This window comes from Pseudomonas sp. AC239 (assembly GCF_979258545.1).
In genome coordinates this window covers 3,801,360-3,817,265 of the sequence record NZ_OZ409864.1, presented here as the reverse complement: position 1 = coordinate 3,817,265, position 15,906 = coordinate 3,801,360, and the positions used below count along the sequence as shown (strand labels likewise).

Here is a 15,906-nt window from a genome sequence, read left to right as displayed (position 1 = left end):
CGAGCCTGCTCGCGAATGCGGTGTGCCAGTCAACATTAATGTGTCTGGCTCACCGCTTTCGCGAGCAGGCTCGCTCCCACAATGTTTTAAGACGTAACTAATAACAAGGATCAAGCCATGCGCGCACTGGCTGCACTCAGCCGCTTTGTCGGCAATACCTTCGCTTACTGGGTTCTGATCTTCGCCGTCATCGCCTTCCTGCAACCGGTGTGGTTCATCGGTCTGAAAAGCGCGATCGTACCGCTGCTGGGTCTGGTGATGTTCGGCATGGGCCTGACCCTCAAACTCGACGATTTCGCCGCCGTTGCTCGCCATCCGGGGCGGGTGGCGCTGGGCGTGATTGCTCATTTCGTGATCATGCCCGGTGTGGCCTGGTTACTCTGCCAGGTGTTCCACCTGCCGCCGGAAATCGCCGTCGGGGTGATTCTGGTCGGCTGCTGCCCGAGCGGCACCTCGTCAAACGTGATGACCTGGCTGGCGCGCGGTGATCTGGCACTTTCCGTGGCGATTGCCGCCGTCACCACCCTCCTCGCTCCGCTGCTGACCCCGGCACTGATCTGGCTGCTGGCCTCGGCGTGGTTGCCGGTATCGTTCATGGAGCTGTTCTGGTCAATCCTGCAAGTGGTGCTGCTGCCGATCGTTCTCGGCGTGGTCGCGCAGCGTTTGCTCGGCGACAAGGTGCGGCATGCGGTGGATGTGTTGCCGCTGGTGTCGGTGGTCAGCATCGTGATTATCGTCACCGCCGTGGTCGCGGCGAGTCAGGCGAAAATCGCCGAGTCCGGCCTGCTGATCATGGCCGTGGTGATGCTGCACAACAGCTTCGGCTATCTGCTTGGCTACTTCACCGGGCGCCTGTTCGGTCTGCCGCTGGCTCAGCGCAAGTCGCTGGCACTGGAAGTCGGCATGCAGAATTCGGGACTGGGCGCGGCATTGGCCAGTGCGCACTTCTCGCCACTGGCGGCGGTGCCGAGCGCGTTGTTCAGCGTCTGGCACAACATTTCCGGGGCGCTGCTGTCGACGTACTTCCGGCGCATGAGCGAAAAGGAAGACCGCGACAACCTCGCGCAACGCGCTGCCGACTGAGCTGAAAACTTGATCCTCGGGTTAATGCTCGTCACTATATTGCGCAACGCGGGGACGACCCTGCGGCTCGATCGAGTCATTAATCTGGGGACGACCCCGTCAATCGATGGAGGTTGTGCATGTCCTGGATCATTCTGTTTTGCGCCGGCCTGTTCGAAGTCGGCTGGGCCGTCGGCCTGAAATACACCGACGGCTTCACCCGCCCGCTCCCCACCGCCCTGACCGTTGCCGCCATGGCCATCAGCCTTGGTTTGCTCGGTCTGGCGATGAAGGAATTGCCGCTGGGCACGGCGTATGCGATCTGGACCGGTGTTGGTGCCGTGGGCACGGTGATCGCCGGGATCATTTTGTTTGGTGAATCGATGGCGTTGATTCGGCTGGTCAGTGTGGCGTTGATCGTCACGGGTTTGATAGGCCTTAAAGTCAGCGCTTAGGCCACTACCGCTATCGCGAGCAGGCTCGCTCCCACATTAACCGCGCTCCGCCATTGGAACAGGGTCAACTGTGGGAGCGAGCCTGCTCGCGAAGGGGCCTTTTGATACACCGACTATCTGACAGCCCCGCGCAATTCCCCCACCAACACCTGCAATTTCGCCGGCTCGGTCCCTTCGGTAATCGCCGGCCCCGCCACCAGCGTCACCCGCGACCACAAGCGATGGAACAAGCCCTTGTTCGGATCGCGACTGAAGAAACTCCCCCACAATCCTTGCAGCGCCAGCGGAATCACCGGCACCGGGGTCTCCTCGAGAATCCGCGTCACGCCGCCGCGAAACTCGTTGATCTCGCCATCGGCGGTCAGTTTGCCTTCCGGGAAAATGCACACCAGTTCGCCGTCCTTCAGATACTGAGCGATGCGGGCGAAGGCTTTTTCGTAGATCTGGATATCTTCCTGGCGTCCGGCGATAGGAATCGCGCCCGCCGTGCGGAAGATAAAGTTCAATACCGGCAGGTTGTAGATCTTGTAGTACATGACAAAGCGAATTGGCCTACGCACGGCACCGCCGATGAGCAAGGCGTCAACAAACGACACGTGGTTGCACACCAGCAGCGCCGCGCCTTCGTCCGGGATCGCTTCAAGGTTGCGGTGTTCGACGCGGTACATGGAATGGCTGAGCAGCCAGATCATGAAGCGCATGCTGAATTCCGGAACGATCTTGAAGATGTAAGCGTTGACGCCGATGTTCAGCAGCGACACCACCAGGAACAGTTGCGGGATCGACAGTTTGGCGACGCTCAACAAGACGATCGAAACAATCGCCGACACCACCATAAACAGCGCGTTGAGAATGTTGTTGGCGGCAATCACCCGCGCCCGTTCGTTTTCAGCCGTGCGCGACTGAATCAGCGCGTACAGCGGCACAATGTAGAAGCCACCGAAAATGCCGAGGCCAAGGATGTCGATCAACACCGCCCAGGTGTGCACGAAGCCCAACACGGCAACCCAGCTATGGCCGGTGACGCTGTCCGGGATCCCACCGGAATGCCACCACAGCAACAGGCCGAACACGGTCAGGCCAAACGAGCCAAAGGGCACCAGTCCGATCTCGACTTTGCGCCCCGAGAGCTTCTCGCAGAGCATCGAACCCAGCGCGATGCCCACCGAGAACACGGTCAGGATCAGCGTGACCACGGTTTCGTCACCGTGCATCCATTCCTTGGCGTAGGCCGGGATCTGCGTCAGGTAAATCGCCCCGACAAACCAGAACCACGAGTTACCGACAATCGAGCGTGACACCGCTGGCGTCTGGCCCAGACCGAGTTTCAGGGTCGCCCAGGATTGACTGAAAATGTTCCAGTTCAGACGCATCTCCGGCGACGAGGCCGCCGCGCGCGGAATGCTGCGGCTGGCCAGATAACCCAGCACGGCAATGCCGATGATCGCTGCGGAGACTACCGGCGCGTAGTGCTCGGTCGACATCATGATCCCGGCGCCGATGGTGCCGGCGAGAATCGCCAGAAACGTGCCCATTTCCACCAGACCGTTGCCGCCGACCAGTTCATCGTCGCGCAAGGCCTGCGGCAGGATCGAATACTTCACCGGGCCGAACAGCGCCGAGTGCGTGCCCATGGCAAACAGCGCCACCAGCATCAGCGACAGGTGATCGAAGAGGAAGCCGATCGATCCTACGGCCATGATCGCGATTTCCGCGAGTTTGATCAGACGGATCAGCGCGTCCTTGGCGAATTTTTCCCCGAACTGCCCCGCCAGCGCCGAGAACAGGAAAAACGGCAGGATAAACAGCAGCGCGCAAAGGTTGACCCAGATCGAGCGGTCGCCCTCGATGGTGAGCCGATAGAGGATGGCAAGGATCAACGACTGCTTGAACACATTGTCGTTGAACGCGCCGAGCGACTGGGTAATAAAGAAGGGCAAAAAGCGCCGGGTGCGCAACAGGTTGAACTGTGAGGGGTGACTCATCTTCCGTGTTTCCTGATGTTAGGTAGAGAGGCCTGGGTGCTTGTTATTGGAATGCCGCACCGCGATCCAGGCCACACCTTACCTAAACTTTGCAGATTATTTCTTCAAACCTGCAATACACGGCGAGACAAACAGCTCGCCACGCCACGCGCCCTGCACGGTGCGCTTGCCGACAATCAGCCACATCGCTGCGAGCAGGATCACCAGCGCGGTTCCGAACACGCTGAAAAACGTCAGACCGAGAATGCTCGCCAGTTTCAGCGTTGCCAGCGAATAAACGCCCAATGGAAAAGTGAAGCCCCACCAGCCAAGGTTGAAGGGGATGCCGTCACGCAGATAACGCACAGTGATCAACAGCGCCATCAACATCCACCACAGACCGAAGCCCCACAGGGTGATCCCTGCCACCAGCCCCAAGCCCGAAGCGATTTCACCGACGCCGGGCAGGCCATTCACGGCAAAAATCGCTGGCGCCTCACCGCCCAACAGCAGCATGCCCAGCGCACCGGTGCCGATCGGACCGAGGGCCAGCCAGCTCGACGCGGCCATGTTTTCGTGGGGCAGTTTGTGCAAGGCCATGCGCAACAACAGGATGGTCAGAATGCTGAACGCCACCGGCAGGGAAAAGGCCCAAAGCACATAGCTGGTGGTCAGTACGATGAGTTGCGCATGGGCGTCAGTCAGATGCGGGGCGAGCAAACCGCCACTGGCTGCTGCCACTTCCGCCGCCACCACCGGCAGCAACCAGACCGCCGTCATCTGATCGATGCTGTGTTCCTGGCGGGTAAACATCATGTACGGAATCAGCACACCGCAGGCCAGCGACATCGCTACATCGATCCACCACAACACTTCAACGAGGTGGATGACACCGTCGCCCCAGCGCGGCAGCCCGAACAACAGAAAGCCGTTGATGATCGTCGCCAGGCCCATGGGAATGGTGCCGAAAAACATCGATACGGTGGAATGGCCGAAAATCCGCCGCGCCTCGTCAAAGAACAAAATCCAGCGCGCAGCGTAAGCAACAGTAAACAGCGTGAATAACAAAATGTTGAACAACCACAGCCCTTCAGCCACGGCGCGCAATCCGGGTATCGCCAGTGGCAATTGCGCCAAGGCCAGCGCCAGCACACCGGTACCCATGGTCGCGGCGAACCAGTTCGGGGTGAATTGGCGGATCACTTCACGCGGATGCTGAAGCTGACTGAAAGGTTTGTAGCCGGGGGTGACGCTGTTGGGGCAAATCATCATGAACTCCTGTCCTCTGGTGAGGTTGAGCCCATGGTAGATCCGAATCGAATATCTATATAACGGGTAATATCTCTAACTGTTATCTGTTTTATAGATAAACACCTACACGCGTTCAAGAAGCGCTGCAAACTCTGCCCGCCTGCGGACGCAGGCTGAGCAGCAGCGCAGCCACGGCCAGCACAATCAAGACAGTACCGTAACCGTAGGTGGTCGCCAGCAGTCCAAAGTTGCGCGCCAGATAACCGGCCAGCAGCGCCGGCAAACAGAACGCCAAGTAACTGAGCACGTAATAAGCCGACATTAACCCGGCTCGTTCATGCGGCAAAGCCAGCGGCACCAGACTGCGCACCGCACCGAGGAAACCCGAACCAAAGCCGCAACCGGCGACCAGTGTGCCGAAGAAAAACAGCGGCAGACTGGCGCCATGCACGCCGAGCAGAATCAGGATCAGCCCGACCGGCAGCAGACTTGCCCCCAGCCGCAGCGCCTGAGCGGCCGGGCGATTGCGCATCATGAAGATCATCAATGCGCCGGTCACGGTGAGCGCCGCTACCGTAGCGCCACCGATCAGATTAGAAGTGGAGCCCGTCGCGGTGCGCACCAATGACGGCGCCAGCGAGGCGTAGAAACCACCGAGCGCCCAGGTTGCGGTGTTGAGTGGCAGCACGCGCCACAACATTGAACGCGCTTGCACCGGCACGTGCAGGGTCGGCCGCAACGAGGCCAATGCCCCGCCTTGCCGCGAAACACTTTCCGGCAGGCGCCAGACATACACGCCTTGCAACACGAACAGCGCCAACAGTAACCAGTAAGTCAACTGCAACGGCGCCGGCGCGAATTCTGCCAGCAAGCCACAACCCAAACCGCCCAGCGCCATCCCCAGTAACGGCGCAACACTGTTGATCAGCGGCCCCTGCTGACGGTCGGTGTCGAGCAGCGTTGCGCTCAATACGGCAGTGGCCATGCCGGTGGCAAAACCCTGCAACACCCGTGCGCTGATCAACCAAGCCACGCTATCGGCATAGATGAACAGCAACATGGCCAGCGAATTGAGCAACACGGCGGCGAAGATCACCGGTTTGCGTCCGAGATGGTCAGAAAGCGAACCGACCGTCAGCAACGCTGCCAACAGACTGAAAGCGTAAACGGCGAAGATCAGCGTCAACATCGCTGCCGAGAAATGCAGTTGATCCTGATACAAGTGATACAACGGCGTCGGCGCGGTGGAAGCGGCGAGAAAACTGAGTAAGGTGATCGCCAGAAACCACAGGCTCGACCGGTGGGAAGCGACACTATTCAAGGGGCTGGTCATGGGCACACTCCGCAAAAGCTAATTTTTTGCTTTTGCGCAGTGTGCTACCGCCCAGCGCTTAAAGCAAATTCTTTGTGTTAAGGTCTGCCGCATGGCTATTAAAGAAGGTTTACGCCCCGGTGGCCGCAGTGCCCGGGTGCAGCAGTCGATTCATTCGGCGGTCAATGCGCTGTTGCAAGAACAGGAGCGTTCCACCGTGACCGTTCCGCAAATCGCCGCCCGCGCGGGGGTTACGCCGTCGACGATCTATCGGCGCTGGGGCGATCTGGCGGCATTGCTCGCCGACGTCGCCCTCGCCCGCATGCGTCCCGACAGCGAACCGGCAGAGACGGGCAGCCTGCGCGGCGATATCCGTGCGTGGGCCGAGCAATATCTGGACGAGATGAGCTCGGAGGTCGGGCGCAACATGATGCGTGACGTGCAGGCGAGTGCGACGCCTGGCTATTGCGTGACGATCATCGGTGCGCAGTTGCAGACCATTGTCGATCGCTATCCGCATGAGAAAACGCCGAGTGTCGATCGCTTGATCAATCTGGTGGTGGCGCCGGTGGTGTTCCGGATTCTGTTTTCGGCGGCGGCGCTGGAGGTGGATGAGTTGCATCGGTTGATCGATATTGCATTGCGGCCGGACTGACGCCTTCGCGAGCAGGCTCGCTCCCACAAGGGAATGCATTCCAACTGTGGGAGCGAGCCTGCTCGCGAAGAGGCCCGCCCGGTCACCACAAAAACCACCCGGTACCCCGCCTGCGACACCCCGCCACGCCACGACCTTGGTCGACACTGACTAACCGCCGCGCCCGTGCGAGACTGTCCGCCCGGGCAGGAGTGCCGGGGAGTCTTTTGTCGGGAGTGCTGCATGTCGTTGTCCACCGGGCTGATCGCCGTCGTTGCCCTGGCCTACATGGCCATCATGTTCGCCATCGCCTTCTACGGCGACCGTCGCAGCACACCGTTGCCGCCGCGGGTGCGTGCCTGGGTATACAGCCTGTCGCTGGCGGTTTACTGCACCAGCTGGACGTTTTTCGGCGCGGTCGGTCAGGCGGCGGAACAACTGTGGTCATTCCTGCCGATCTACCTCGGGCCGATTTTGCTGCTGGTCGGCGCGCCGTGGGTCCTGCAAAAAATGGTGATGATCAGCAAACAGGAGAACATCACCTCCATCGCCGACTTCATCGCCGCGCGCTACGGCAAATCGCAATCGCTGGCGGTGGTGGTGGCGCTGATTTGTCTGGTCGGCGTCTTGCCCTATATTGCCCTGCAACTTAAAGGCATTGTCCTCGGCGTGAACCTGTTGATTGGCGCCGGCGCCGATGCCATGGGCACCCGCGCTCAGGACACGGCGCTGATCGTGTCGCTGGTGCTGGCGTTGTTCACCATCGTTTTCGGCACGCGCAACCTCGATGCCACCGAACACCACCGTGGCATGGTGCTGGCGATCGCGTTCGAATCGCTGGTCAAGCTGTTCGCCTTTCTCGCCGTCGGCGCCTTCGTCACGTACGGCCTGTATGACGGTTTCGATGACCTGTTCAATCAGGCAATGCTCGCCCCGCGCCTTGAGGCGTACTGGAAGGAAACGATTAATTGGCCGTCGATGGTGGTGCAGACCGGCGTGGCGATGATGGCGATCATCTGTCTGCCCCGGCAATTTCACGTCACCGTAGTGGAAAACATCGACCCGCAGGATCTGCGTCTGGCGAAATGGGTGTTCCCCGCCTATCTGGCTTTGGCCGCATTGTTTGTAGTCCCGATCGCCCTGGCCGGTCAGATGATGCTGCCCAGTCACGTGCTGCCCGACTCGTTCGTGATCAGCCTGCCGCTGGCCCAGGCCCATCCGGCGCTGGCGATGCTGGCGTTCATCGGTGGTGCCTCGGCAGCGACCGGCATGGTGATTGTCGCCAGCGTCGCGCTGTCGACCATGGTTTCCAACGACATGCTGTTGCCGTGGCTGTTGCGTCGCAACAACGCCGAGCGCCCGTTCGAAGTGTTCCGCCAGTGGATGCTCTCGGTGCGCCGGGTGAGCATCGTGGTGATTCTGCTGCTGGCCTACGTCAGTTATCGCTTGCTCGGCTCGACCGCGAGCCTGGCGACCATCGGCCAGATCGCCTTTGCGGCGGTAACGCAACTGGCGCCGGCGATGCTCGGCGCGCTGTACTGGAAACAAGCCAACCGCCGCGGCGTGTTCGCCGGTCTCGCCACCGGCACTTTCCTCTGGTTCTACACACTGGTGTTGCCGATTGCCGCGCACAGTCTCGGCTGGTCGCTGGCGAGTTTTCCGGGCCTGGCGTGGCTGCACAGCAATCCGCTGAACCTGCCGATCACGCCGTTGACCCAGGGCGTGGTGCTGTCGCTGGCCGGTAACTTCACCGTGTTCGCCTGGGTCTCGGTGCTGTCGCGCACGCGAGTCTCCGAGCACTGGCAGGCCGGGCGTTTCATCGGTCAGGAAATCAGCGCCCGTCCGAACGGACGCTCGATGCTGGCAGTGCAGATCGACGACCTGCTGCAACTGGCGGCGCGTTTCGTTGGCGAAGAACGCGCGCGGCAGAGCTTCATTCGTTTCGCCTACCGCCAGGGCAAGGGTTTCAACCCCAACCAGAACGCCGACAGTGAATGGATCGCCCATACCGAACGTTTGCTGGCTGGTGTCCTTGGCGCTTCTTCGACACGCGCCGTAGTAAAGGCTGCCATCGAAGGTCGGGAAATGCAGTTGGAGGACGTAGTCCGTATCGCTGACGAAGCCTCGGAAGTGCTGCAATTCAACCGTGCGCTGCTGCAAGGCGCGATAGAGAACATCACCCAGGGCATCAGCGTGGTCGACCAGTCGCTGAAACTGGTGGCGTGGAACCGCCGTTATCTGGAGTTGTTCAACTACCCCGACGGCCTGATCAGCGTCGGCCGCCCGATCGCCGACATCATTCGCTACAACGCCGAACGCGGTTTGTGCGGCCCCGGCGAAGCGGAAGTGCACGTTGCACGACGCTTGCACTGGATGCGTCAGGGCCGCGCGCATACCTCCGAGCGGCTGTTCCCCAATGGCCGGGTGATCGAGCTGATCGGCAACCCGATGCCCGGCGGCGGCTTCGTCATGAGTTTCACCGACATTACCGCGTTCCGCGAAGCCGAACAGGCACTGACCGAGGCCAACGAAGGGCTGGAACAACGGGTCAGCGAGCGCACCCAGGAACTGTCGCAACTCAACGTCGCGCTCACCGAAGCCAAGGGCAACGCCGAGGCGGCGAACCAGTCGAAAACCCGCTTCCTCGCCGCCGTCAGCCACGACTTGATGCAGCCGCTTAATGCCGCACGGCTTTTCTCCGCTGCCCTCTCCCACCAGAACGAAGGTCTGAGCCCAGAGGCGCAGCAGCTGGTGCACCACCTCGACAGCTCACTGCGTTCGGCGGAAGACCTGATCAGCGATTTGCTGGACATCTCGCGCCTGGAAAACGGCAAGATCAACCCGGATCGCAAGGCCTTTGCCGTCAACGAACTGTTCGACACCCTCGGCGCGGAATTCAAGGCGCTGGCGCAAGAGCAAAAGCTCACGTTCCGGGTGCGTGGCAGTCAGTTGCGCATCGACAGCGACATCAAACTGCTGCGGCGAATTCTGCAGAACTTCCTCACCAACGCTTTCCGCTACGCCAAAGGTCCGGTGCTGCTGGGCGTGCGTCGACGCGGTGGTGAGTTATGTCTGGAAGTCTGGGATCGCGGACCGGGCATTCCGGAAGACAAGCAGCAAGTGATCTTCGAGGAATTCAAACGCCTCGACAGCCACCAGACCCGCGCCGAGAAAGGCCTGGGCCTGGGTCTGGCGATCGCCGACGGCCTGTGCCGCGTGCTCGGGCATACCTTGCGCGTGCGTTCATGGCCGGGGCGCGGCAGTGTGTTCAGCGTGACGGTGCCGATCGCCCGCGCGCAAACGCCTCCAGTTAGCGCCACGGTGGAACTGAACGGCAAACTGCTCAGCGGCGCGCAGGTACTGTGCATCGATAACGAAGACAGCATTTTGATCGGCATGAACAGTCTGTTGAGCCGCTGGGGCTGCCAGGTGTGGACAGCGCGCAATCGCGAAGAATGCGCAGCGATATTGAATGAAGGTGTGCGGCCGCAACTGGCGCTGGTCGACTATCACCTCGACCACGGCGATACCGGCACAGAGCTGATGGCGTGGTTGCGCACGCGCCTGGGCGAACCGGTGCCCGGCGTGGTCATCAGCGCGGATGGACGCACGGAGACCGTCGCGCAAGTGCATGCGGCGGGCCTGGATTACCTGGCCAAACCGGTGAAGCCGGCGGCGTTGCGGGCGCTTTTGAGTCGGTATTTGCCGCTGTAGAAGGTGACCTTGCAGACGTTATCGCGAGCAGGCTCGCTCCCACATTTGGATTTGAGTACAACCGCAAGTAACAGGTCGGCTGTCAGGCCGCTTTCGCGAGCAAGCCCGCTCCCACATTTGGGATTGGGTACAACCGCAAGTAACAGGTCGGCTGTCAGGCTGCTTTCGCGAGCAAGCCCGCTCCCACATTTGGTTGGGTACAACCGCAAGGAACAGGTCGGCTGTCAGGCCGCTTTCGCGAGCAAGCCCGCTCCCACATTTGGGATTGGGTACAACCGCAAGGAACAGGTCGGCTGTCAGGCCGCCTTCGCGAGCAGGCTCGCTCCCACATTTGGATTTGAGTACAACCGCAAGTAACAGGTCGGCTGTCAGGCCGCTTTCGCGAGCAAGCCCGCTCCCACATTTGGGATTGGGTACAACCGCAAGTAACAGGTCGGCTGTCAGGCCGCTTTCGCGAGCAAGTCCGCTCCCACATTTGGGATTGGGTACAACCGCAAGGAACAGGTCGGCTGTCAGGCCGCTTTCGCGAGCAAGCCCGCTCCCACATTTGGGATTGGGTACAACCGCAAGGAACAGGTCGGCTGTCAGGCCGCCTTCGCGAGCAAGCCCGCTCCCACATTTGGGATTGGGTACAACCGCAAGTAACAGGTCGGCTGTCAGGCCGCTTTCGCGAGCAAGCCCGCTCCCACATTTGGGATTGGGTACAACCGCAAGGAACAGGTCGGCTGTCAGGCCGCTTTCGCGAGCAAGCCCGCTCCCACATTTGGGATTGGGTACAACCGCAAGGAACAGGTCGGCTGTCAGGCCGCCTTCGCGAGCAAGCCCGCTCCCACATTTGGGATTGGGTACAACCGCAAGGAACAGGTCGGCTGTCAGGCCGCCTTCGCGAGCAAGCTCGCTCCCACATTTGGGATTGGGTACAACCGCAAGGAACAGGTCGGCTGTCAGGCCGCTTTCGCGAGCAAGCCCGCTCCCACATTTGGGATTGGGTACAACCGCAAGGAACAGGTCGGCTGTCAGGCCGCCTTCGCGAGCAAGCTCGCTCCCACATTTGGATTTGGGTACAACCGCAAGGAACAGGTCGGCTGTCAGGCCGCTTTCGCGAGCAAGCTCGCTCCCACAACAAAAGCAAAAGCAAAGCAGCGAAGCTGCCCGCGGCGAAGCCGCCCCACTCAACAATGAGCGTTAGCTCGAGTGCTTTTGATCTTGCTTTTGATCCACCGGCGACGTCGGAAGGCTGAGTGGAGGGATTGATCCGGGGGTGGGAGCGCAGCGACCGTCTGGCGCAGCCAGACACAGCGGAAGGAGGTGCAGCGAAGCAAACCGGAGCCGCTGCGCCCGGATCGATCCCGGAGCGAAGGGACCCGAGCTTGCGAGGGCCGAACGTAGGAGCAAGCGTTTTTTTGCTTACTTTTTTTAGGCGTTTCGGTGCGTGTCAACGTATCTGTCGCTTCACGGCTGTTTTAGGAGTCTATTACGCCCTTGTTTCAGGGCGCTCTGGATTCAGGTAAACAGCGTTTGCGAGTTTCCAATTACGTACTTCGCCGCTCCAACGGCTAGGGTTAGTTGCTTTGGCTGCCTTGTAAAGATTCTCCCGTGCCTGCAGTAACGCAGGTGCCTTGCCTTCGTGACGCTCATTGGGCGTCACGTATTTCAAGGCGCTATGACGATGCTCGTCGTTGTACCACTCAACGAATTTCTGCACCCAGAGTCGTGCTTCCGTGAGGTTGTCGAAGGGCCGCTCGGGCCACAGCGGGCAATACTTGGCCGTACGAAAAAGCGCTTCGGCATAGGCGTTGTCATTGCTTACTCGGGGTCGGCTGAACGACGGTTCGACGCCCAATGCAATCATGCTTTCTCGAAGAAGCGAGCCTCTCATTACGTGACCGTTGTCCGAGTGCAGTACCAGCGGACGACCCGCCGTACGCTCTCGCAAGCATCCTTTTTCAAGCAGTACGCATGCATGTTCTGCGCGTTCGGATTCGTGTACTTCGTTGGTCACTAATTTGCGGCTATAGATGTCTTTGACCATGTACCAGTAGTAAAAGCGACCTTTAACGGTGGTGGGTAACCACGTGATATCCCAACACCAAACTCGATTTGGGGCATCAGCACAATGTGTGGTCAAAGCTCGGCGCTTCGGAGCTTTGGCTCGGCCTCGACGGCTATTCTGATTTGCCTCTTTCAGCACCCGATAGAATGTTGATTCCGATGCCAGATAGATACCTTCGTCAGCTAACTTCGGGACAATCTGGTGCGGTGTCAGACTCGCGTAGCCAGGTTGATTAGCAGCATCCAAAACAGCCTGACGCTCTGCGACGCTGAGTTTGTTGGACGGTGCTTCGCGCTTGATGATCTGGCGCTTGTCGGCTTCGCAGTGTCGCCAACGCTGAACCGTCCGCAAACACAGCCCGATCTCTTTGCATGCACGAAACCGACGAGCACCACTTGCTACTGCCTCAGCGATCAGGCCCAAAGCCTGCACACGATCAGGGGCGCTGATCAGCCTTCCTTGTCCTTGCCCCAGATCGCATTGGCTTTTTTTCTGAGTTCCAGTAAAGCGACCGCCTCCTTGCAATCAGCATCGGATCGAAGCAGTTGTCGCTCCAGCTCCTTTATCCGTATTTGCTCGGTGGTCGGTTTTTTGTTGGGCTGAGGCTCCATCGCAGTGTTGGCATTCTGGCAAGCTTGGCGCCATTGCTGAATCTGCTCAGGATAAATGCCCTTGATTCGGCAATATTGTGAAAGCTCTACCTCGCTCAACGGCGCGGTTTCCAGAACGGCGTTGAATTTGTCGGCGCTGGACCACTGATTGCTGGTTTTATTATTCCCAGGAACAATCAATCCTTTATCTCTAGCCATTTGCCTCCAGTTTCGCAGTGACTGTGGGGTGACGCCGATTGCAACGGCGAGCTCTGCTACGGAACGGTTTAAGGGCGGCATCATTTGAAGAACAGCCCAGTCTCTGAAGTCATCGTCATAACGCTTCGGCATTGCTAGACACCTTCGCCCCCATGAATGGTTGAGTCAATCAACAGAGGTGACAGGTAGGCTGACACGGGGGGGTTTGTAAAAAAAGTGAGTCGCCGTAAGGGCGAAACCGCCAGCCGCATCACCGCAGCAACGGATATGCCCCCAATCAGCCAAACAAAGCTTTTACTCAGGCAACTCAACCAACCCATCAACGTCCGTCATCGCCCGCTCCAGCAAATCCGCCGGCAAGCTCTTGCTCGCCCGCGCACCGAGCAACTTCAACTGCTCACTGCGGCTGACCAGATTACCGCGCCCCTCTGTCAGCTTGTTACGCGCCGAGCTGTAAGCCTTGTCCAGTTGCTGCAGACGATTGCCCACTTCGTCCAGATCCTGAATAAACAGCACGAACTTGTCATACAGCCAACCCGCGCGCTCGGCGATTTCCCGGGCGTTCTGGCTCTGCCGTTCCTGCTTCCACAGACTGTCGATCACCCGCAACGTAGCCAACAGCGTGGTCGGGCTGACAATCACGATATTGCGGTCAAAAGCGTCCTGAAACAGCGACGGCTCAGCCTGCAATGCCGCAGAAAACGCTGCTTCGATCGGTACGAACAGCAAAACGAAATCGAGGCTGTGCAAGCCTTCCAGACGCTTGTAATCCTTGCCGGCCAGACCTTTGACATGATTGCGCAGCGACAACACGTGCTGCTTGATCGCGATCTGCCCCAACGTGTCGTCATCAGCCGCAACATATTGTTGATAGGCCGTGAGGCTGACTTTCGAGTCGACTACCACCTGCTTGTCGCCGGGCAGATAAATGATCACATCGGGCTGGAAGCGCTCACCGTCGGGGCCTTTGAGATTGACCTGAGTCTGATACTCGCGGCCCTTCTCCAGACCCGCGTGCTCAAGAACGCGCTCGAGGATCAGTTCGCCCCAATTGCCCTGGGTTTTCTGGCCCTTGAGCGCGCGAGTCAGATTGGTGGCTTCGTCGCTCAGACGCAGGTTCAACGCCTGCAAACGCTCCAGCTCCTTGGCCAGCGAGAAGCGCTCGCGGGCTTCGGCCTGATAGCTTTCTTCAACGCGCTTTTCAAAGGACTGGATGCGTTCTTTCAACGGATCAAGCAACTGCCCGAGCCGCTGCTGGCTGGTTTCGGCAAAGCGCTGCTCACGTTCATCGAAGATCTTGCCGGCCAGCTCGGCGAATTGCGCGCGCAGTTCATCGCGTGAGCCTTGCAGGTCGTTGAGACGTTGTTGATGGCTTTCCTGTTGCTCTCGCAGTTCGGCACTCAGCGAGGCAGCGTGGGCGTCGAGGCGGCGTAACTCAGCATCCTTGTTGGCGCGTTCGAGGTTCCAGGCGTGAGAGGCGTCGCGGGCGTCATCGCGTTCGATCTGCAGCAATTCGACTTCGCGGCGCAGCGCGGCGAGGTCTGCCTGTTTGGCGGCGTTGGCCTGGCCAAGATCGGCGATTTCATCGCGGCTGGCTTCAAGCTGCGCGGTGAGGCCGTCCTGGGCCAGTTGCGCCATGGCCAGGCGCTCTTCGAGCAAGGCCAGATCGGCCTGGGCGTTGCTGGCACGGCGTTGCAGTTGCCAGGCCAGCGCCAGCAGCGGCACCCCTGCTGCCGCAAGACCAAGCAATATGCTGGTCAAGTCCATAGCCATAGCGACTCCTGCCAATCGGATAAAGCCTGAAGGTTAACCAAGGTGTCTGGGCTTGGACAGCTCAGTCTTCGATCAGACCGAGTTCCTGCTGCGCGCGACGGTCACCGGCACGGGCGGCCTGACGCAGCAACTCCTGACCGATACGGCGGTCACGGGCATTGCCGCACTCCCGGCAAATCAATTGGCCGAGACGGCTCTGTGCAGCGACCACACCTTCACGGGCCGGTTGCTTGAGCAGACGGCCAGCGAGGTGTTTGGCGCTGGGACTGTCACTCAGACGCGGCGCATCGAGCAGCCACTCAGCCACACGTACGGAAAAACGCTTGGGAGCGGTCACGGAGGTCGGATTGGAGGTAACAGAGTCTGATACTGAGCGAAACTTCATAAAGCACTGCGGGACAGATCGGAAGGCGCGCCACTTTACTCTCTTTTTCTTACAGGTAAAGTCGAAAAAAACCCGGCACGCCCGTCCTAGAGCAAGCGCTAGGGACAATCCACAGAAGCTGTGGATAAGTCAGTGGACAACCGCTCTCTGATCCTCGCAAAGCCTTATGGAATGGGGCTCGCAGTCAAACTGACGATTTTTTCACCAACAAAAAAAGACGATATTTTTCATTGACTTAAACTTTTGATACAGGCAGCGACTGGAGTCAGGATCGATGTGACAGTTGCGTTACGCTCTGCGCAACTAATGTGCACAAGTACCTGTGAGCCGGTTATATGCGTGCGCTTTTTCGGGTCATTTTGCGCAGCTGCGAGCGACCGAAAGGCTCTGCGAAAAGCATGCACGCCGACGGACGGTGCGACACGACCTTTCCCTGTGATCCTTTTTTTGGTCGTGGGGTTTGCTTCGCTCGAACGGATCCGTTACTATCCGCG

11 protein-coding genes are annotated in these 15,906 nt (G+C 59.7%); 5 read left to right on the top strand and 6 right to left on the bottom strand.

Translation table 11 applies throughout. The annotated features are described in order from the left end of the window. Positions 1–117 precede the first annotated feature (117 nt). Positions 118–1,083: a bile acid:sodium symporter family protein gene (locus tag ACZ0AZ_RS17415; RefSeq protein WP_463537789.1), complete on the top strand. Its 966-nt coding sequence runs from the start codon at positions 118–120 to the stop codon at positions 1,081–1,083. A 119-nt stretch (positions 1,084–1,202) separates the two neighbouring features. Next, positions 1,203–1,517, top strand: coding sequence for a quaternary ammonium compound efflux SMR transporter SugE (gene sugE / locus ACZ0AZ_RS17410; RefSeq protein WP_024012188.1), 315 nt, complete (start codon positions 1,203–1,205; stop codon positions 1,515–1,517). 113 nt (positions 1,518–1,630) lie between these two features. Here sugE and ACZ0AZ_RS17405 read toward each other — a convergent pair whose 3' ends face one another. The 3 genes from ACZ0AZ_RS17405 to ACZ0AZ_RS17395 form a co-directional block, all read right to left on the bottom strand. Continuing rightward, entirely contained in the window at positions 1,631–3,502 is a 1,872-nt protein-coding gene (locus tag ACZ0AZ_RS17405; protein ID WP_129999249.1) for an MFS transporter, read from the bottom strand. 96 nt (positions 3,503–3,598) lie between these two features. Further along, positions 3,599–4,750: a TDT family transporter gene (locus tag ACZ0AZ_RS17400; protein WP_039763750.1), complete on the bottom strand. Its 1,152-nt coding sequence runs from the start codon at positions 4,748–4,750 to the stop codon at positions 3,599–3,601. A gap of 115 nt (positions 4,751–4,865) precedes the next feature. Next, complete coding sequence (locus ACZ0AZ_RS17395) at positions 4,866–6,053, bottom strand: MFS transporter (RefSeq protein WP_039763756.1); 1,188 nt, start codon at positions 6,051–6,053, stop codon at positions 4,866–4,868. 103 nt (positions 6,054–6,156) lie between these two features. Here ACZ0AZ_RS17395 and ACZ0AZ_RS17390 point away from each other — a divergent pair, with 103 nt between their 5' ends. The 3 genes from ACZ0AZ_RS17390 (at position 6,157) to ACZ0AZ_RS17380 (ending at position 11,633) form a co-directional block, all read left to right on the top strand. Next, positions 6,157–6,699, top strand: a complete 543-nt coding sequence (locus ACZ0AZ_RS17390) for a TetR/AcrR family transcriptional regulator (RefSeq protein WP_463537788.1) — start codon at positions 6,157–6,159, stop codon at positions 6,697–6,699. Positions 6,700–6,921: 222 nt separating this feature from the next. Continuing rightward, positions 6,922–10,392, top strand: coding sequence for a hybrid sensor histidine kinase/response regulator (locus ACZ0AZ_RS17385; protein WP_310407131.1), 3,471 nt, complete (start codon positions 6,922–6,924; stop codon positions 10,390–10,392). A 365-nt stretch (positions 10,393–10,757) separates the two neighbouring features. After that, on the top strand, positions 10,758–11,633 hold the full coding sequence (locus ACZ0AZ_RS17380) for a DUF1720 domain-containing protein (RefSeq protein WP_463538786.1): 876 nt from the start codon (positions 10,758–10,760) through the stop codon (positions 11,631–11,633). Between the two features lie 233 nt (positions 11,634–11,866). Here the strand turns inward: ACZ0AZ_RS17380 and ACZ0AZ_RS17375 are convergent. The 3 genes from ACZ0AZ_RS17375 to ACZ0AZ_RS17365 all read right to left on the bottom strand — a co-directional run bounded on the left by ACZ0AZ_RS17375 (position 11,867) and on the right by ACZ0AZ_RS17365 (position 15,412). Beyond that, a protein-coding gene (locus ACZ0AZ_RS17375) for an IS3 family transposase (RefSeq protein ID WP_374046330.1) occupies positions 11,867–13,386 on the bottom strand; the annotation gives its coding sequence in 2 pieces (ribosomal slippage) (positions 11,867–12,921 and positions 12,921–13,386; 1,521 coding nt in all). 162 nt (positions 13,387–13,548) lie between these two features. Continuing rightward, positions 13,549–14,913, bottom strand: coding sequence for a DNA recombination protein RmuC (locus ACZ0AZ_RS17370; RefSeq protein WP_163012219.1), 1,365 nt, complete (start codon positions 14,911–14,913; stop codon positions 13,549–13,551). 175 nt (positions 14,914–15,088) lie between these two features. Then, a complete protein-coding gene (locus tag ACZ0AZ_RS17365; RefSeq protein WP_024012181.1) occupies positions 15,089–15,412 on the bottom strand; it encodes an SEL1-like repeat protein in 324 nt (107 codons plus the stop codon). Positions 15,413–15,906 lie beyond the last annotated feature (494 nt).